Genomic DNA, 17,541 nt, shown 5'->3' on the forward strand with positions numbered 1-17,541 from the left:
GCGTTCCCATCTCGAACACGACCGTTAAGCCCTCCAGCGTCGATGGTACTTGAACCGCAGGGTTCTGGGAGAGTAGAACGTTGCCAAGCAGACTATAAACCTTACAAGGAGAAATCTAAGTAAGGTTTTTTTACGTTATTTGAATGACCAGTCATACACATTAATTGGCTGGTTATAATCACCCTTAGCAACAGAAAATAGATGTGCTTTAAAAATTACGCTTAAGGGTGGGCTAATCACATGTCAAATCAACACAAGCGTCAATCCAGCAAAAAAAGCAATAATCAAAACAACAGCAGCAGTAGCAGCAATAGCAAAAAGACAAGCAGCAATAATGGCATTGATGATGCAAATATTAATTCTGGCGGCTAATAGGCAAATAGAAAGCCCGGGGGTGATTCCTCGGGCTTTCTCCTATGACACGCCGTTAAATATAAAAGCCCTCCACTTTAAAGGAGGGCATATATGAGATTTAATTTCTATAGCTATAATTTGGATAAGTGTCGATTCTTTGTTGTTGATTCGCGATAACGCTATTTTGCAAATTTTGTTCAAGCGATCTGCACATTTGAGAAATTTGCTCCATTTTTTGAATTGCCGTTTGGTGTCCTTGCAGAGCCGATTGAATGATTTGAGCTGCTTGGCGTTCTTTTTGAGCAAGTTGCTCTAAAACGAAGGCATTTTGTTGCTCTTGTTGCAGCATTTGTTGATACAGCTGAGAAGCTTGCTGCGTTTGATTCATAAGTTGACTCAGCATTTGTTCGCATTGATTAATTTGGCTAGCAATGTTTTGGTTCTGATACATAGGGGATGAACCTCCTTGTTTTTGAAATACATAACTATAATCTTCAATATTCTTTAATTTATTCAGGTATTTACCAATACAATTTCCAACAGCTGTACTTGGAAGATAACAAAGGGAGGCGACGAGTTTGTTGAAAAAGTATCTTTGAAATTTGACTAGTTCAGCAATCTCCGCATAAGAAATCTATTTCGAATGGAACTTAATGTTAGTTCGATACACGGCTTCCCAAAAAGGAGCGTTACTTTTCAAGTAAGCCGACTACAACCGGATGGGACCCGATCGGATCGCAAGAGCCTACGGAGAATTGATGAATCGATTGGGGGGCCATTATCGCTGATTTGATGGGGGTACAGAAGCCACAAGGACTGATTGGCCTTCACACCAATATGCCTGGTGCCCCAGTCGTAATTGATAAGGCGCTTCAGTCAGGCAGCGGCTGTCCGTCAGGTCTCTCAGGGGATGAGAGGCACGCGTGCGAGCAGCTGAAGTTCTTCAACATGCAGCTTGCCTATTCCCAGATGATGGGTTCACGCCCTCAGACGTTGACCCGACTACCAGATTCGCCAGTCGGCTTGGCGGCCTTCATGCTTGACCATGATGCAAGAGCCTGGAACTCATGACGGAAAGCCCGGGGGTCTCTCCCGAGACGATATCCTTGATAATATTACGCTCTACTGGCTGACGAACACGTCGATCTCATCTGCGCGTCTCTATTGGGAGAATAAACATCCCTTTTTCAGTGTCAAAGGGGTCACGCTGCCGGTCGCCGTAAGCGCCTTTCCTGACGAGCTATATCAAGCGCCGAAGAGCTGGGCGGAGAAGGCGTATCCGAACCTTATTTACTACAATTAACCAGTAAAAGGCGGCCACTTCGCGGCATGGGAACAGCCCAAGCTCTTCGGGGATGAACTGCGCAGGGCTTTTCAACCTATGAGGTGATATACGTTCATTTATGAAGCGCCGCGATATTCGCGGCGTTTATTCTATACCTAGATGATTTTGCAACATTACCTATCTTTTAAACGTTTGTATATTGTAAGTACTCAATCATATAGGAGAGAAATCATATGATGAAAAGGTATAGTAAACAAGCAGTGGCATATCCAATGTTAATTGCGAGTATGCTCATGTTCACAGCGTGTACATCTACTGAACAACCAGCAGCGAGCGAAGCTGCTCCAATAGCCAGCACCACACCTAGTGCAGCAGTTGAACCTTCAACTGCACCTAGTGCAGCTCCAACTGCTTCAACGAAGCCGGCATCAACGCCGAGCGGTAACATCCATGTAAACCCGGTTAACTCAGAAACAACGTCCGTTACTAAGCAAATTAAAGAGATGTTGGAATTGGCAAAGTTAGGTAAAGTGGCTGGCATTGAGTTTGCTGCAGAAACAAGCTTCACGGATGATGTGGAGAAGGCATGGGGGAAAGTTGACCATAAAGATGTGGTAGGAAGTACGATTTATGCGACATATACCAAGAAAAATGCAGTTATTGGCTTCAATAAGGGCGAACAAATCGTTGATATTCGCTCCAGCGCACCCAAGCTGCAAACACTAACATTGAATCAAATTGAACAAGCTTTAGGAAAACCAGCGGATACGAAGGTCAACGGGGATGATATGATTTATATTTATCAAGCAACCGATGCATTTCAGCTGAAATTTATTATTCCCAAATCAAGCGGCAAAGTAGATCACATTTCTGTTTTTGATACCAAGCATTCCGTCAACAACATGGCTGGATAAATAAAAGAAAGAGCCTGAGGCCGTCTCTCTCTAGTGAGGGGAGACGGCCTTTTTGGCTTTGACAGATTGCGTTCTATATCGATATGGAAAGTTTCGCTTCTTGGAGAAGGATTTCATCCTTATAATAAGAAGAAGTGGAAGTCATTGGCTTTAGGTTGCGCATATAATCATCTGATAACGAGGTGGGATACCGAAATGACGGAACGATTACCGAAAGTCGTGAGTATCGCTATTCACAGGTTAGGCGAATCGCTGCGAACGCGAATACCGGATACCGTAGAAGCAATCTATGTGTATGGCTCTACTGCACTCAATGCTTATATCGAAGGCTCGAGCGATATCGACTTTCTCGTCTTTGTGAATCGAACGTTAACCCCGTCTGACATTGAATTGATTCGCGACGCTCACGCGGATATCGAACCGGGGAGTACGGCCTTGCGCTGCTGCCGGGACGTTGGCATGGTCTCATCCGCGAAGCGATCGCAATCAAGCGTTTAGCGGAGGCAAGAGAATATGATTCGCAATTGAAGCGGCTGCAGGATTTGGTTGAGCTGCTGCGCCTAATCCATGTGGAGAGTAACAGGTTTCTGCACAATGAAACTGACATTTAAGCTTAGCAGAGGAGATAGCCATGAAATTTCTACAAGGTAACATCTCGGCCAGGTTCAAGGTGATTTATGGTGTATTTTTCCTAGTCATCATCTCATCAACGGTGTGGCTGTCCTATTTAAGCTCGAAGGGAGGAATGGAGGATCAGCTGCGGCGCACGAATACAGCGCTGCTCCATTTGAGCCAGCAGAAGATTGAAATGATGCTGCGTGAAATCGATACGAGTACGATTAATTTCATACAAGAACCGGATGTCGAGTTTTTCTTGAATGGACGTTACGCGAGTGATGAGCTGCGCCTCAATTATTTCCGCATTCTGAATACCCGATTTAAGACGCTGATGTTTGCCAACAGCAACATTTCTTCGTTCTATTTGTATTCTCTGGCGAACAAGAGCTTGTTGACGGATGTGACGTATTCGGACGAGTCCAGCTTCTACGATATGGCATGGCATGATGCTTATGTAAGCATGAAGGGCTACGGTGAATGGCTCGACACCAGGAAGGTAACCGAGGTCAGCTCCGGGCTGCAAATTGAGAAAAATATGATTACTTTGATCCGTACATATCCGCTGATCAGTCTGCCGCAGTTCCGTAAAGGCGCCATTATTGTCAATGTTGCGGAAAGCACGCTTTCCAATTTGATTCAAGATGTGGATCAGCAAAGGGCAGGGCAAACCTTGGTCATTAATGACAAAGGGACGATTATTTCCTCACAAAACAAGGAGCACCTCTTCCATTCGTTAAGCACGATACCCGGCGCCCCGAAATTGAGTGAATTTAAAAATAGCGGTTATCTAACTACGCATGCGCAAAGTGGAAGCTATACTACTTTTTATTTGACTTCCAATTATAATGGCTGGAAATACATCAGTATCGTCCCTGACCCCGTCATGAATCGTCCGCTTCAGCTCGTCCGCAACTTACTTCTGGCCGTGACTGCGGGGATGTTCCTGCTGGCGATTGTCATTGTATTTGCGGTAAGCAATTACACGTTCCGGCCACTTGAGCTGTTCTTTCGGTCGGTAGCAGGTAAGAAATCGGTTCGTTCCGGCGATCTGACGTACATGGAGCAGTTTTTCAAACAGATGATATCTGATAATGAATCGCTGCAAAAGCAAATGACGGATAGCTTGCCTGCCCTGAAGTGGCGTCTGATTATGAGCCTGCTGATGGGGGATAGAACGAATTACGATCGGATGCGGCCTTATTTCCATACGCTCGGTATTGACTTATACCACAATCAATTCATCGTGATGGTGATTGAGTTGGATCCCGTCCAAGAGACCCACACGCCGCGAGATATCTATTTGTTTACCTATGCCATAAGCAATGTAGCGGATGAATTCATCGCCGGGGTCTGTAAGGGCACATCCGTGGAGTTAACCGACGGGCGCGTTACTGTCATTATGAGCTTTGAAACGGAGGATTCGCAAGGCAATCTCATTCAAGCTCTGCAAGTTGCTGATTTGGTGAAGAATTATGTAGCCCTTCATTTCAAACAAACCGTTACTATCGGTGTAGGCAGCTTGCATTCGCATCTGGAAGGCATCCAGTCCTCCTATGAAGAAGCGTTGAACGCACTCAGATACAAGCTGATCATGGGCGATAACACAATTGTCTCCATCGACGATATCGCAGGCAGTAATTATAATGAGAAGTTTTACCGGATTACCTCGCTAATTGATTCTGTGGTCAACCTGATTCGGGATACGGATAAAATAAAGCTTCGTTCGCAGCTGGATAAAGTTTTCGGCGAAGTCGTGACTAATAATGTTCCGCCGGAGTTGATTAAGCAGATGTGCATTCAGATGATCATGAAGTCCATCAAGGTCATTTCGGATAAGGGGCTTGAGATCAAAGAATTCCTGGATCCTAAGGAAAATATATATGACCGGATTGAGTGCTGCGTCAAAGTGGCGGAACTGAAGAGCTATATGTCCGACTTCCTGCATCAGCTCATTGTGCGCACCGAAGAGAAACGGCTCGCCAAAGGGCATCACGATACCATTCAACAGGTACTGGCGTACGTAGAAGAGCATTATATGGATAGCGACCTCTCACTCAACCTCTTGGCTGCGCAATTTGAGTTAAGCGTTCCTTATTTGAGCAAGCTCTTCAAGGAAACGACAGAAACGAATTTCATGGATTGTCTGATTCAGATCCGCATGGAGAAATCCAAGGAGCTGCTGCTGCATTCGAAACAGAAAATCAACCTCATCGCGGAGAGCGTAGGCTACAACAACGTCCAGAGTTTCATTCGCATTTTCAAGAAATATACAGGCCAAACGCCAGGCGAATTCAGGGAAAATCTTAAAAAAGGCGAAGAGGATAAAAATGGCGAATACGAAACCGGTTAAAAAAGGTGCGTTCTATAAAAAGTGAATATTTCCCTATGCAAACCGAAAGCGCTACCATGAAAGGGCAAGTTATTGACCAGAGAGGAGGTAGAAACATGAAATCACAAACCGTCGGTGCCACCAGCACACAAGCGAATGCCGGAAAGAAGGAACAAACATCCAAGCTGAAACTTGCCTGGAAATATGTAAAACGGGATAAATATTTGTACCTGCTGCTGCTGCCTATCTTTGCTTACTATTTCATCTTTAAGTACACACCGATGTTTGGAGAGATCATTGCCTTCAAGAATTACCGTTTCGCCGACGGCATATGGGGGAGTCAATGGGTTGGACTGAAGCATTTCAACAGACTGTTCACGAGTCCGGATTTCTTCAATGTATTGAAGAACACGCTTCTACTGAATGTGTACAGTATCGTGTTCGCTTTCCCAGTACCCATTGTGCTGGCCATTATTTTAAATGAAGTACGCTTGGAATGGTATAAGCGAACGATTCAGAATCTGCTCTACGTTCCGCATTTCATCTCCTGGGTGGTGCTTGGAGGGATTGTTATCGCACTTTTGTCTCCATCCACGGGAATTGTCAACATTGCTTTAATGAAGCTGTTTGGCATTGAGCCGATTTATTTCATGGCAAGCACCTTCTGGTGGCCGATTGCGTTCATCCTGTCGGGGATCTGGCAGAATGCCGGTTGGGGAACGATTCTATATCTGGCCGCCATGGCAGGAATTGATCCTCAGCTGTATGAAGCAGCTAAGATTGACGGCGCGAGCAAGCTGCGGCGCATCTGGCACGTTACGCTGCCGGGGATCCGCTCCACGATTGCTATTCTGCTGATCCTGCGCGTAGGTCAGATGATGGATGTCGGATTCGAACATATATTCGTCTTGCAAAATAAAGCGGTCTCCGAGGTTGCGAACGTAATCAGCACCTATGTCTATCATGTCGGTCTGGAAGGTTCGCAGTACAGTTATACGACAGCGCTCGGTTTGTTTCAATCCGTCATTGGCTTGATCCTGGTCGTGAGTGTGAATCGATTAATTAAAGCCTTGGGCGAGAACGGGCTATGGTGAGGAGGGGAATGCGGTGTCAAACAGTCGGAGCTCGGCAGGTAAGCTGGTTTATGGCGTAGTCTATGTGCTGCTGGCGGCACTTGCCATGATCACTTTGTTCCCTTTCATCCATGTGCTAGCTACCTCTATAAGCAGTTCTCGTGCCATTATGTCAGGTGAAGTCTTCTTATGGCCGAAGGAGATCACGTTCACCTCTTTTACGAATTTGATTGAGGACGGCCAGCTGTTTAAAGCAATGAAGAATACCCTCATCATTACGGTAGTTGGCACTTCCATCAACCTTGTAGCGACAATCATGGCGGCCTATCCGTTAAGCCGGAAGCGGCTCAAGGGCAGGAACATACTTCTGATGATCATCACTTTCACCATGTTATTCGGCGGTGGGCTCATCCCTAACTATATCCTCATCAAATCATTAGGCATCATGAACACCTACTGGGCTCTATGGCTGCCCGGTCTGCTCAGCACCTACAACTTCTTCGTTATGAAATCGTTCTTCGAAGGCCTGCCTTCGGAACTGGAGGAATCCGCGGCGATCGACGGAGCTAATGATCTGTTTATTATTTGGAAAATTATTCTCCCGCTCTCGATGCCGATTATTGCGGCGCTAACCCTATTTTATTCGGTAACCTGGTGGAACTCGTATATGAACGTTCTCATGTATATTACGAATTCGGGTAAGCTGTCTCTGATGGTCAAGCTGCTGCAGATGATCGATACCACAAGCCAGAATCTGCTTAATACGAATGCAACCAGCGGGAGCGAAGGGGCCTCCATGCAAACCATGGTAACGCCGGAGGGATTGAGGGCCGCTGCGATCATTATCTCGGTGCTGCCGATTCTATGTGTATATCCGTTCTTGCAGAAATATTTTGTGAAAGGTGTCTTAATTGGTTCGATTAAAGGCTAATCAGAAAGTCCATTCTTCTTGCTGGAGGCGAAGTTTCGATGATTAAACAAAAGCACGTAGCATTAACGCTAGTCGCTTCTTTATTCGCAATAGCAGCTTGTACCTCGCCAAGCAGTTCAGATCAACCAGGCAAGGTTTCCGGAGAGAACAAGAAGCTGGAGGTCAGTGTCTCCATCCTTGACCGCGGTCAAGTGGCTAGTGACGAAGGGACTTATGAGAGCAACCGGACTACGAAATACATTAATGAGAAATCGGGCATTCAAGTCAAGTGGGTTCCCATCCTGCGGACCGAATCCACGAAGAAGTTGAATACACTCATCGCTGCCGGCGAAGCACCGGATATGATGTGGGAATTCGGACGGGATTATATGGCGACCTTGAAGGAGCAGGGAGCTATTCAGCCGATCGATGAATACATAGAGAAATACAGCACCTCATACAAAGCTTATCTGAAAGCGCATCCAGAGTTGAAGCCGTACACGATGTTCGACGGTAAAACCTATATGGCTACAAGCGCGCGGGGCATCGATTCAATTGCGAATCACGGCATGTGGATCCGCCAAGATTGGCTGGATAAGCTGGGTTTGAAGGCACCGACGACGATGGATGAGATGGTCGATGTCATGCGGGCTTTTAGGGATAAGGATCCGGATGGCAACGGTAAGAATGATACCTTGGGAGCTGCTTTCAATTATAACTACGCAGGCATTATTCAAGCGATGTATGCCTCTAACAAAGGGAATTGGTATCTTGACAATAATAAAATCGTGTATGGCGGCTTGACGGACCGGTATACGGATGTGCTTGCTCAGCTCAAACTGTTCTTCGATGAAGGCCTGATTGACAAGGAATACATTACGGACAAAAACTTCCAGAAGGAAAGACAATTGTTCGTGACAGGAAAAGCGGGCATCTATTTCGCCAGCTGGAATATTGGTCCTGAATACCGTGAATTGAAGCAAAATGTTCCTGCCTCGAAGCTAGTCCCTCTGGAGCCGGTCTCAACCAAGTATGGCAAGTTTGGCTTGTATCAAGAACCGCCGGCGAACCGTTTGATTGTGTTCAATAAAAACATGAAGAACCCGGAGGCTGCTATCAAACTGTTGGACTGGTGGATTGACAAAAATTGGTTCGATGTCAAGTTCGGCACGGAAGGCGTTCATTACAAGCTGGTTAATGGTGTTCCACAAGCCATCGATGCCGAGAAGAATAAGAAGGAAACGATCTATGCTTCTGAGTATGCCGTGCTGGATCAATGGAGTCCAAAGCCGGAGGATTTTGCCGTGATGGCAGCGACGGATGCGATTTCTCAGGAATATGCCAAGGTGCAGGGGGAATCGCTCAAGGTGGCCATGAAGAATAAATACAGACGCGATATTCCGTTTAACCCGACATTCCCAGAGTTAAGTGAAACTTCTACGTCATTTGGCCCGTTGGCTGATGATATTGAAACCAAAGTCATAACAGGCGGTGCCCAATATTCGCCGCAATGGGGAATGGAGCAGCTTCGCAAGGAATGGAAACGTCTTGGCGGCGATAACGTCGATAAATTAGCGCAAGAATGGTACCAGAACAATGTGAAGGGCAAATAAGCTTCATAGACGGCTAGGCAGCCTCCCGATTCGAACAGGGGTCGGGGGGCTATTTCATACGAATGAAGGAGTGTCTTCGACTATGACCATTGACCCGAACAAGATGCTGCTCGAACAACTTAACAGATGGCATGCGGAATATACGCCAGAGCTGAGAATGGTTCGCAAGCCTTTCCATACCCCGGGTTACCACAGCACATTGAAACATGTAGCTTTTACGCATCCTACTTTAGCGGCTTGTGTTTATGCATTGGGGCTGTTAGACAGCCGACAGCCTCCTCATGTGGAAAGAGCGCACGGAATACTTGAGCAAGTGATCAGCTTGCAGGATCAAGACCCCGAGAGCGCGACCTTCGGGATCTGGTCTTGGTTCTATGAGGAGCCGCTCGAGAGGATGGCTCCTCCGGACTGGAACTGGGCCGATTTCTGCGGGAAGCGGCTGGTGCTGGCCGAGCAAAGGCATTCCGACCTATTGAGCGCGGAACTGCGAGAGGTCATTCGGCATGCGCTTTACTGCTCGTGTGACGCCATAATCAAGCGTAATGTCGGTCCCGGCTATACGAACATTGCCATTATGGGCGCCTTCGTCACTTTGCTCACGGGCGAGGTTTATGGGGAAGAGAAATATTTGAATTACGGACTGAACCGATTGCGACTTTTCAGTGAGTATACCAAGCAGCTTGGCACGTTTCAAGAGTACAATAGCCCGACATATACCATCGTAGCGATTCAGGAATTGTCCAGCATTTATACGGCGACCCAGCTCGTTGAAGCGAAGCAGCTCAGCACGGAGATGCTGGATGTCGCTTGGGGGCTGGTAGCCAACCACTTCCATACCCCCAGCAAGCAGTGGTCTGGACCGCACAGCCGTGCCTATTCTACGTTAATGACACCTGAAATTTTGTCTTTCATTCAGATCGCCAGCCAAGGTTCATTGCACTTTATGCCAGATGACCAGCTGAAGTACAACCTGGATTGGTATGGGAATGAAATTCGGTGCCCTCTGAAATACATACCGGCGTTCAGACACACAGAAACAGATGAGCATGTACAGATAATTAGCAAAGACGAGATGGGAAATCCAGCTAACCAAGCAACCACGTATATGGATGGCTCAGTTAGTGTGGGAACTTTCAGCAAGGATGTGATGTGGAATCAACGCCGCAATTTATTAGCTTATGTGCGTAATGGCGAGGCATCCACCTATATTCATTTGCGCCTGCTTCATGAGGGCTACGATTATTCTTCCGGCATTTTTACGAGCGTGCAAAAAGGCAAGGATGTGTTGTTCGGGATCGGATTTTGCACGAATGGCGGCAATACGCATATTGGACTCGATCCCATCGACGGGACCATCGAATCATCGGATCTCCGGGTTCGCTTCGAAATTGGCGGAAGTCTGAATGACGTAAGAGCGGAAACTTTATTGAGGGATGCCGAAGCTGTCGTTGTTCATATCGCAGACCAGACGCTGCATGTGAAGAAGCTATTCGCTGCCGTTAGCGGGGAACAGCTGGGCTGGGAGCTCGGGCAGGAGCAGGATAAGCTGTTCCTGGACTACGTCATCTACGCTGGAGATAAGAAGAGATTTGACTTTCTTAGCCTGCAGCAAGCGCTGCTTATGTTTGCGTGGCGTTTGGGCCAGACACAGCCTGGAGAGCTTGACGCTGCAGCTTCCGTCATACAAGTGAGAATGATTGCGGAAGACGAAGGCGGTGCAGATGAAATGGTAGAGGTGCAGGCGGAATTCCGTGCTCCGGGCCGCTCGGCGCTTCAATTGACCTTACCCGTGAAGCCTGCTGAGAAACAGTCGATGCTGCGTGCTCGGGGTAAGTAAGCCGATCGTTGATGTTGAAATGATAAGAAACGGAGTGATCCCATATGGCCAAAGGATCTACGATTCATAATGAGTTTCATCAGTTTGACGATGCCTATACGGGTCGTTCTATAACTCGTTTGACAGCGCCGGAGCAAGTGAATCATCATCCCTATTTCTATTATAAAATGATAACCAACGATAACCGCTACCTGATTTACACCAGTGAGCGTGAGGGACTGCGACAGCTTTACCGAATGGATCTGCACGACGGATCCGCTTTACAATTAACCGAGGGGCCGGACATTCACGATTTCAGCTGCAGTCTGACGACTGACGATGGCTACCTCATCTATTGCAGGGATCAAAGGATCATGCGCTTGGAGATGACTACGCTCAGGGAAGAGGTCTTATATACATCCCCTGCCGGGTGGAAGTCGAATGCGAACCCCGGTCTCAGCTCAGACGATAAGTTTATCGTCTTGGTGGAGACGAATGAGAAGGATGTCGTCCGGCCTACGGGGGATTGGTCCAGCTTCGACCTGCAATGGGCAGCTAAGCCCCACTGCCGAATCATCTATCTGGATATCGAACAGCGAACAAGCCATATCGCTCATGAAGAGCTGAACTGCTGGCTGGGGCATCCGCAAATTCGTCCGCACGATCCTGCAACGATTTTGTTCTGTCATGAAGGTCCAGGGCATAAGATCGACGCCAGGCTCTGGCTGGTCCAGAAGGACGGGACCCGGCTCCGCTGCGCGAAGGAGCAGACGCACGATGAGCTCATCACGCATGAATATTGGCTGGCTGATGGATCCAGATTTGCTTATGTCTACCGGCATAAGGATGATCTCTATCACGAAAGTATTCGGTTTATGGATCCCGAGACGTTGGAGGAAGAAGTTTGGATGAACTGCTCCAAATATTGTCACTTTATTTCAAATGCCAATCATACGCAAATCGTAGGGGATGGACAACTGCCGGAGCAGCATTTCATCTATTTAGTGGATGTAGCCAAGCGGCAAGAAGAACGGCTATGCTCCCATGGAACGAGCTGGAGGTCATATGGGAATACTCAGGATGCCCATCCGCATCCAGCCTTTGCTCCAGACGGTTCGTTCATTATATTTACATCCGACATGGAGGGAATTCCTTGTATTTATAAAGTGGATTTGACGTCATGAGATTTCTCTGATCATGGCTTTAGTAAGGCTAGGGGGAAGAGCCCCCTAGCCTTACTTTGTTAACATGCTCAGAAAGAGATAACCTCTCCATCATAAGGAACGAAAGCAGCATGTTCGAGGCCGCGCACCTTCAGAAAGGATTGAAGATGATGGCGTTTGAAGGTACAGTGGCTGATTGCATCCATATGTACGGCAACCAATCTCGTGGACGGAGATATGCGGGCAATACGAACCATATCTTCGGCTGTCATTGTGATGATGGTTCCTAAAAGCATCTGCGCGCGTGGCGTATTCAAAACCGCGATATCCGGTTGAACGTCTCGGAACACCGCTTCAATAGCTGACGTGTAGATGCAGTCGCCGACGATGTAAATGGTACCATCCGCCGGTGTGCTTAATAGAAATCCGGATACGGGGCCGAGCAGTTTGGCCGTAACGCCTGGCGCGTGCTGACCTTTTACCCGCTTCATCTGTATGCCGGACCATGCATAAGAATCGTGAATCGCAGATACATGAAGGAAACCGGCCTTCGCTAAAAAGGCTTCATCCTCGGGTTGACAAAAGACAGGTATTCTCTTATTCAGAACGGAGAGAGCCTTCTTATCCAAGTGGTCAAAATGCCGGTGCGTCAGTAGAATAGCGTCCATATCATCGAAAAAATGCAGCGGAACAGGCAGAGGGGTTAACGGATTTCTGCGAAGTGTACGAGTGAAAGGTACCGGCGGGAGCTCACCGGGATCACTTAACATAGGGTCAATCAGTATGTTAAGGCCGTTCATGGTCAAAACCGATGTAGCGTTACGAATGTGTTGAATGGAGATAGTCATCGGGATCCTCCTTACATTTTAATACCGACCGGTCTGTTTTTTAAATTAGCATAGTTTTGTATACGAATCAAGCCTTTATTTTCTCACGCCTCACATACCGGTTGAACGCGACAGGTGAATATGTTATTTTAAGACCAATCGGTACTTTTTGAAATGAGGGAGACACATGGGCAAAGGGCAAGACACGAAGAAACATATTATTCGCCAGTCCGCTGGTTTATTTAATACGAAGGGGTATACAGGTACGTCTCTGTCGGAGATTATCGAGCGCAGCAATGTTCGTAAGGGAGGTATCTATAATCATTTCGAAAATAAAGACGAGATTGCGCTGGCTGCATTTGATTATCTGTTCACACAATTAAAAGACCTGTTAACCAAGGCCGTGACTGAGCAGTCTGAGCCAACAGAGAAAATACTCGCGATCTGCGAAGTTTATATTCAGCTAGTTGAAGAGAATGTTTGTGAGGGCGGCTGTCCCATTATGAATACCGCAATTGAGAATGACGACGGTCACCCGATGCTTAAACAAAGGGCTCAGCTTGCTATGAGTGAACTCATGTCGGGTCTGGGGACGATCATCCAGGAAGGCATGAAGCGGGAGCAGTTCCGCAGCGACTTGGATGCGGATGAGGCGTGCGGTGTGATCATCGCTCTAATCGAAGGAGGGGTTATGTTAAGCAAATTGTATAATGACAATAAGTATATCCGATATTGCACGAACCACGTAAAGGCATATATACATGGAAGTATGGATGCGGCATATGATGGGTATTAACCTACTTGAAGAGGAGTTGCTTTTCTATGCCGATTTCATCAGGGACCCACTTGCTGTATACGGTTCGTCCGGGTGATACGTTGTATACGATTGCCGAACAACTGGGCACCAACATACAGTCGCTGATTCAGATTAATGCGTTATATCCGTCTGTAGCAGACCCTAACCGAATCTTTCCCGGTCAAGTACTAGTCGTGAGATTGCCGGGTATGGCGGAGCAAAGCTCTGCTCTATATCAGGTTCAGCAGGGAGATACCCTATTCAGGATCGCCGAACGGTTCTCTGTAAGCGTCGATATGTTAGCCGCGCTTAACCAAATCCAGCATCCGGATATTCTCCGGGTTGCACAGCTGCTATATATTGCCGCCTTCGTCTATGAAGTAGAGCAGGGGGACTCTCTGTACGAAATCTCCCGCCGTTTCGGGACGCCGATGAGCGAATTGATCCGAGCCAACCGCAATCGCCAGGGGTTATCACCGGATGTCATTTATCCCGGTTTTCGTTTGGTCATCCCGCTTCCGTCCTCGACGAATATTGTCGTGTCTGAGCCTTTGCCCGGAACAAGGATTGCTCCCGGACAGCATTTGATGGGCAGCGCCAGAGCGTTCGAAGCGACGATAAATTACCAAATTCGCGATGCGACGGGGCGCTACATAACGGCAGAACGGACGGCAACGACGGCAGAAGGCGCTCCGGCCTTTGGCGTATTCGACGTACCGCTCCAGTTTGATCAATCTCCCACTACAAATAACGGTACATTGATGGTGTACACTCGCAGCGCCCGCGATGGCAGCATTCAAGATTTGGTCGAGGTTCCCGTCACTTTTTAAAATATGTAAAGGCTGCCCTTGAAAGGCAGCCTTTTAGTTTGTCAAAGTTCACGAATCCTTATATTGCGCCATCGGCAAGCCGCATTCGGCCCCCAGCGCGCTTCGCCCATTCCGGGATCGTTATCATGGATTTCGAAGGCAATGTGCCCTTTGGGGCCTAGCAGCTCTCGAACGGCTGAAGCATCGTACAAGGGGTGATTTAACGTTGCCGTATCTATTTCAGAAACTTTCGTACCGTTGATATGGACGGTGATCCGCGGTGATGCCCCTTCAACTCGAATCTTGAATTCATTCCAATGGTTCCACTTCCAAATAGACAGGAACTGCTCGCCGGTTGCAGCATATGGAAGGAGGGCGGGCTTGTCAGGCGTCAGGGGCTCGATGGACGTCGCAGCATCCTCCAGCTTTAGTCCAATAGGTATACCTTGCTCATCATACTGGACATCTAGGGTGAAATTGATGCCATGGAAGCCGCCGATGCCATTGCCGTAAATACCGCCTATATTTCCCGAACGCCGGTGATCCAACAGGATTTGGAATCCCTGCGAACCAAGTGCAGAAGCGCGTAATAGAATACCGGTATCCGCCGGCCAGTCGGGACGGGCTTCCAAGAGCAGCTCGAAGTCGCCGTATACCTCATCGCTGAGGAGATAACCGCCGTATCCGCATCCGGGTGGATCCTGCCGCCCTATAATGGCACCGTCCTCAATCGTCCATAATCCAGATGTCCGTGCGGCTTGCCGGTAGGTTTCGGTTGTCATATCCGGGTTAGGCCCACCTGGGGTACGGGGAACGGGCAGTCGAGGGACGGAGTGCCAGCCTGCGAGCGTTTCTCCATCGAAGATTGGGGTAAACGTACCGTCACTTTTGTACATAGGAGACCTCCTAATAAGGGTAGGTTAACGTCCATCTATCACAAGGGAATATTAAGTTCAGCGGCGATCTTACGGATGTAATCGGAAGCTTGCCGATATTGTTCGTTAGTCGATAAATGCTCGATGATCAGTGTCGTATCCGGATGCAGCTTATGTAATTCCGTGAGGAAAGCACGATAATCGAGGTTACCTTGACCTGGAATAACCTCATCCAGATGAACGGTCAAATGGCTTCTAAGAAGAATATCTTTCGCATGGCAATTTCGGATAAAGGGACCCAGCTTTTTGAAAAAATCGCGAATCATGTCGCCATTCCGGTAATAAATTCGCGGACTGCTGACGATATTCACAGGGTCGAAGTGAACGCCGAAGCCTTTGCGGTCAATAGCTTTGATCAACGAAAGGTAGGAGTCCGCAGAATCCGGGAATACCCACGGCATCATTTCTAAGGCAAATACGGTGCGCTCCGGGTTCACGGCATCGATGATTTCCCGCGTCGTCTCCACAATCAATTCAAACGTTTCGTCGCTAAAGTTATCCGGATCGGGTCCATCCCATTGGGCGCCTCGCGATCCGGCGATATTGACGCAGCATTGGGCGCCAATCCGCTCGGCAAGCTCCAGTCTCTGGATACAGTAGGATACAGCTTTGCGTCTTGTCTCTTCATCACGACTGATAGGATTGCTCCAAGCACCGACTTCAGAGATCAAAATATCATACTGTTTAGCCGCAAGCAGGTAATCGTCAAGCTGGGCGATATCTTCATTTCCGCTGATGGGGCATGTGGTTGCCCGAAATCCCGCTTCTTTGAGCGCGTTCGCCCAAGTATCCGGATTTTTTTGCTCAAGAAAGACCTGACCGCCAAGGCGCATGTGAAATCCCATCCTTTGTCCCGTTGGTTATATATGGAAAGTATTCGTTTGTGCTGCAATTATATCATAAACGCGCGTTCATTCAATAAGATTATTAAAACCGATAGAAAATTATTCATTTGTTTTGGGAAATAAAGGATTGACAGTACTTTAATAGACTATGTATGATAACATCATAAACGCGCGTTTACGAAAGAGGTCAATCATCCATGAGAAACTCTAAGATCAAGAGTGAGGAGATAGCCCGAATTGCCGGGGTGTCCAGAAGTACAGTTAGCAGGGTAATCAACAATTATTCGAATGTACCGGCCGAAACACGGGACCGCGTCATGAAAGTGATCCAGGATTATAATTATGTTCCTTCCGTATCTGCCCAAGTGCTGGCGGGTAAACGTGTCCGCACGATAGGACTGTTTCTTAACGAACCCGGCAATGTTTCCGGCGATGTCCTAACGAACATGCTGCTTGTCAGCGTGATCGAGAATGCTTCGGAGAAGGGCTATTATACACTGGCACATATTATTCGTGATATCGAGAATGCAGATACGAAGAAAAGTGTCAAAGAAATTTTCATTCAAAACAGGATCGATGGAGGCATCTTCATCGGAACAGCGATCAAAGAACCGCTCATCGAGGAATTGGTCGCGGAAGGATACATTGTCGGCGTCTTTGACCAGAAGCATATGGATAACCCGCAACCCAATCGGATTGTCGCCAATTTTAACAATGATTCAGGTATGAAGCAGGCTGTCGCGTATTTGCACGGACTTGGCCATACCCAAATTGGTATTATCAATGGGGATATGAAGCGCTTATCCGGTCCAACGAAATACGAAGGCTTCCAGAAAGCGATGAGCATGTGCAATCTGCAGATTAACCCGGACTGGGTACTGTCGGGCGATTTCCATGAAAGAAGCGGCTATGAAGCCATTCATACGCTTTTGCGTAAACCGAACAGCCTGCCGACTGCCATTATCGCCGCCAATGATTCCGTCGCTTTTGGCGCAATCCGTGCGCTTAAAGAGAATGGGCTAGAGGTACCCAAGGATATATCTATTCTCGGTTTCGACGATCACGTGTTAAGCGCCAAACATCATCCCGCCCTTACAACAATTCGCGTCGATTTCGGTGATATGCTGAAGCATTTGACGGCAGACGTGATCGCCAAAATAGAACGGGAAACGTCGGATATTAAAGAAATCACCATTGAGTGCAGCCTGGTTGTCAGAGACTCGTGCAGAAGGATCTAAATTTTTTTGTCGTATC

At 47.6% G+C, this 17,541-nt stretch carries 18 protein-coding genes and 1 rRNA gene; 15 read left to right on the forward strand and 4 right to left on the reverse strand.

Going from position 1 to position 17,541, the window contains the following annotated elements; genetic code table 11:
• A 5S ribosomal RNA gene (gene rrf / locus J2X61_RS34410) occupies nucleotides 1–89 on the forward strand; the annotation flags it as partial.
• A gap of 151 nt (nucleotides 90–240) precedes the next feature.
• Nucleotides 241–372, forward strand: coding sequence for a hypothetical protein (locus tag J2X61_RS34415; RefSeq protein ID WP_274472998.1), 132 nt, complete (start codon nucleotides 241–243; stop codon nucleotides 370–372).
• Nucleotides 373–472: 100 nt separating this feature from the next.
• Here J2X61_RS34415 and J2X61_RS34420 read toward each other — a convergent pair whose 3' ends face one another.
• Nucleotides 473–805, reverse strand: coding sequence for a hypothetical protein (locus J2X61_RS34420; protein ID WP_274472999.1), 333 nt, complete (start codon nucleotides 803–805; stop codon nucleotides 473–475).
• A 386-nt stretch (nucleotides 806–1,191) separates the two neighbouring features.
• Here J2X61_RS34420 and J2X61_RS34425 point away from each other — a divergent pair, with 386 nt between their 5' ends.
• The 10 genes from J2X61_RS34425 (at nucleotide 1,192) to J2X61_RS34470 (ending at nucleotide 12,096) form a co-directional block, all read left to right on the forward strand.
• On the forward strand, nucleotides 1,192–1,425 hold the full coding sequence (locus J2X61_RS34425; protein ID WP_310194819.1) for a hypothetical protein: 234 nt from the start codon (nucleotides 1,192–1,194) through the stop codon (nucleotides 1,423–1,425).
• The gene (locus tag J2X61_RS34430; RefSeq protein ID WP_274473000.1) at nucleotides 1,394–1,657 is read left to right on the forward strand and encodes a hypothetical protein; all 264 of its coding nucleotides are present in this window, start codon (nucleotides 1,394–1,396) and stop codon (nucleotides 1,655–1,657) included. The genes J2X61_RS34425 and J2X61_RS34430 overlap by 32 nt, the downstream gene beginning before the upstream one ends.
• A gap of 215 nt (nucleotides 1,658–1,872) precedes the next feature.
• Nucleotides 1,873–2,553 carry a YjgB family protein gene (locus tag J2X61_RS34435; RefSeq protein WP_310194822.1) on the forward strand — a complete coding sequence of 227 codons (681 nt, stop codon included), beginning with the start codon at nucleotides 1,873–1,875 and terminating at the stop codon, nucleotides 2,551–2,553.
• A gap of 195 nt (nucleotides 2,554–2,748) precedes the next feature.
• Nucleotides 2,749–3,051: a nucleotidyltransferase domain-containing protein gene (locus J2X61_RS34440; RefSeq protein ID WP_310194825.1), complete on the forward strand. Its 303-nt coding sequence runs from the start codon at nucleotides 2,749–2,751 to the stop codon at nucleotides 3,049–3,051.
• Between the two features lie 133 nt (nucleotides 3,052–3,184).
• Nucleotides 3,185–5,521: a helix-turn-helix domain-containing protein gene (locus tag J2X61_RS34445; protein WP_310194827.1), complete on the forward strand. Its 2,337-nt coding sequence runs from the start codon at nucleotides 3,185–3,187 to the stop codon at nucleotides 5,519–5,521.
• 95 nt (nucleotides 5,522–5,616) lie between these two features.
• Nucleotides 5,617–6,594, forward strand: coding sequence for an ABC transporter permease (locus J2X61_RS34450; protein ID WP_310194829.1), 978 nt, complete (start codon nucleotides 5,617–5,619; stop codon nucleotides 6,592–6,594).
• A gap of 13 nt (nucleotides 6,595–6,607) precedes the next feature.
• The gene (locus tag J2X61_RS34455; RefSeq protein ID WP_274473005.1) at nucleotides 6,608–7,504 is read left to right on the forward strand and encodes a carbohydrate ABC transporter permease; all 897 of its coding nucleotides are present in this window, start codon (nucleotides 6,608–6,610) and stop codon (nucleotides 7,502–7,504) included.
• Nucleotides 7,505–7,542: 38 nt separating this feature from the next.
• Complete coding sequence (locus tag J2X61_RS34460; RefSeq protein ID WP_310194832.1) at nucleotides 7,543–9,096, forward strand: extracellular solute-binding protein; 1,554 nt, start codon at nucleotides 7,543–7,545, stop codon at nucleotides 9,094–9,096.
• A gap of 82 nt (nucleotides 9,097–9,178) precedes the next feature.
• On the forward strand, nucleotides 9,179–10,933 hold the full coding sequence (locus tag J2X61_RS34465; protein ID WP_310194835.1) for a hypothetical protein: 1,755 nt from the start codon (nucleotides 9,179–9,181) through the stop codon (nucleotides 10,931–10,933).
• A 44-nt stretch (nucleotides 10,934–10,977) separates the two neighbouring features.
• Entirely contained in the window at nucleotides 10,978–12,096 is a 1,119-nt protein-coding gene (locus tag J2X61_RS34470) for an oligogalacturonate lyase family protein (RefSeq protein ID WP_310194838.1), read from the forward strand.
• A 68-nt stretch (nucleotides 12,097–12,164) separates the two neighbouring features.
• Here the strand turns inward: J2X61_RS34470 and J2X61_RS34475 are convergent, their stop codons facing one another.
• A complete protein-coding gene (locus J2X61_RS34475) occupies nucleotides 12,165–12,923 on the reverse strand; it encodes an MBL fold metallo-hydrolase (protein WP_310194839.1) in 759 nt (252 codons plus the stop codon).
• A 166-nt stretch (nucleotides 12,924–13,089) separates the two neighbouring features.
• On the opposite strand from J2X61_RS34475, the gene J2X61_RS34480 reads away from it, so the two are divergent.
• Nucleotides 13,090–13,698, forward strand: coding sequence for a TetR/AcrR family transcriptional regulator (locus J2X61_RS34480; RefSeq protein ID WP_310194842.1), 609 nt, complete (start codon nucleotides 13,090–13,092; stop codon nucleotides 13,696–13,698).
• A 26-nt stretch (nucleotides 13,699–13,724) separates the two neighbouring features.
• Nucleotides 13,725–14,528 carry a LysM peptidoglycan-binding domain-containing protein gene (locus J2X61_RS34485; RefSeq protein WP_310194844.1) on the forward strand — a complete coding sequence of 268 codons (804 nt, stop codon included), beginning with the start codon at nucleotides 13,725–13,727 and terminating at the stop codon, nucleotides 14,526–14,528.
• A 41-nt stretch (nucleotides 14,529–14,569) separates the two neighbouring features.
• Here J2X61_RS34485 and J2X61_RS34490 read toward each other — a convergent pair whose 3' ends face one another.
• Complete coding sequence (locus J2X61_RS34490) at nucleotides 14,570–15,403, reverse strand: 3-keto-disaccharide hydrolase (protein WP_310194846.1); 834 nt, start codon at nucleotides 15,401–15,403, stop codon at nucleotides 14,570–14,572.
• 38 nt (nucleotides 15,404–15,441) lie between these two features.
• The gene (locus J2X61_RS34495; protein WP_310194850.1) at nucleotides 15,442–16,275 is read right to left on the reverse strand and encodes a sugar phosphate isomerase/epimerase family protein; all 834 of its coding nucleotides are present in this window, start codon (nucleotides 16,273–16,275) and stop codon (nucleotides 15,442–15,444) included.
• A gap of 209 nt (nucleotides 16,276–16,484) precedes the next feature.
• Here J2X61_RS34495 and J2X61_RS34500 point away from each other — a divergent pair, with 209 nt between their 5' ends.
• Nucleotides 16,485–17,525 (forward strand): LacI family DNA-binding transcriptional regulator, encoded by a 1,041-nt coding sequence (locus J2X61_RS34500; RefSeq protein WP_274473014.1) that lies wholly within the window; start codon nucleotides 16,485–16,487, stop codon nucleotides 17,523–17,525.
• The last annotated feature ends 16 nt before the right edge of the window (nucleotides 17,526–17,541 follow it).

Source organism: Bacillus sp. 3255, from assembly GCF_031456485.1.
Classification (GTDB): Bacteria; Bacillota; Bacilli; order Paenibacillales; family NBRC-103111; genus Paenibacillus_E.

Coding starts and splice junctions, on each gene's coding strand:
- J2X61_RS34415 (WP_274472998.1), top strand. CDS start 241: ATGTCAAATCAACACAAGCGTCAATCCAGCAAAAAAAGCAATAATCAA.
- J2X61_RS34420 (WP_274472999.1), bottom strand. CDS start 805: ATGTATCAGAACCAAAACATTGCTAGCCAAATTAATCAATGCGAACAA.
- J2X61_RS34425 (WP_310194819.1), top strand. CDS start 1,192: ATGCCTGGTGCCCCAGTCGTAATTGATAAGGCGCTTCAGTCAGGCAGC.
- J2X61_RS34435 (WP_310194822.1), top strand. CDS start 1,873: ATGATGAAAAGGTATAGTAAACAAGCAGTGGCATATCCAATGTTAATT.
- J2X61_RS34440 (WP_310194825.1), top strand. CDS start 2,749: ATGACGGAACGATTACCGAAAGTCGTGAGTATCGCTATTCACAGGTTA.
- J2X61_RS34445 (WP_310194827.1), top strand. CDS start 3,185: ATGAAATTTCTACAAGGTAACATCTCGGCCAGGTTCAAGGTGATTTAT.
- J2X61_RS34450 (WP_310194829.1), top strand. CDS start 5,617: ATGAAATCACAAACCGTCGGTGCCACCAGCACACAAGCGAATGCCGGA.
- J2X61_RS34460 (WP_310194832.1), top strand. CDS start 7,543: ATGATTAAACAAAAGCACGTAGCATTAACGCTAGTCGCTTCTTTATTC.
- J2X61_RS34465 (WP_310194835.1), top strand. CDS start 9,179: ATGACCATTGACCCGAACAAGATGCTGCTCGAACAACTTAACAGATGG.
- J2X61_RS34470 (WP_310194838.1), top strand. CDS start 10,978: ATGGCCAAAGGATCTACGATTCATAATGAGTTTCATCAGTTTGACGAT.
- J2X61_RS34475 (WP_310194839.1), bottom strand. CDS start 12,923: ATGACTATCTCCATTCAACACATTCGTAACGCTACATCGGTTTTGACC.
- J2X61_RS34480 (WP_310194842.1), top strand. CDS start 13,090: ATGGGCAAAGGGCAAGACACGAAGAAACATATTATTCGCCAGTCCGCT.
- J2X61_RS34485 (WP_310194844.1), top strand. CDS start 13,725: ATGCCGATTTCATCAGGGACCCACTTGCTGTATACGGTTCGTCCGGGT.
- J2X61_RS34490 (WP_310194846.1), bottom strand. CDS start 15,403: ATGTACAAAAGTGACGGTACGTTTACCCCAATCTTCGATGGAGAAACG.
- J2X61_RS34495 (WP_310194850.1), bottom strand. CDS start 16,275: ATGCGCCTTGGCGGTCAGGTCTTTCTTGAGCAAAAAAATCCGGATACT.
- J2X61_RS34500 (WP_274473014.1), top strand. CDS start 16,485: ATGAGAAACTCTAAGATCAAGAGTGAGGAGATAGCCCGAATTGCCGGG.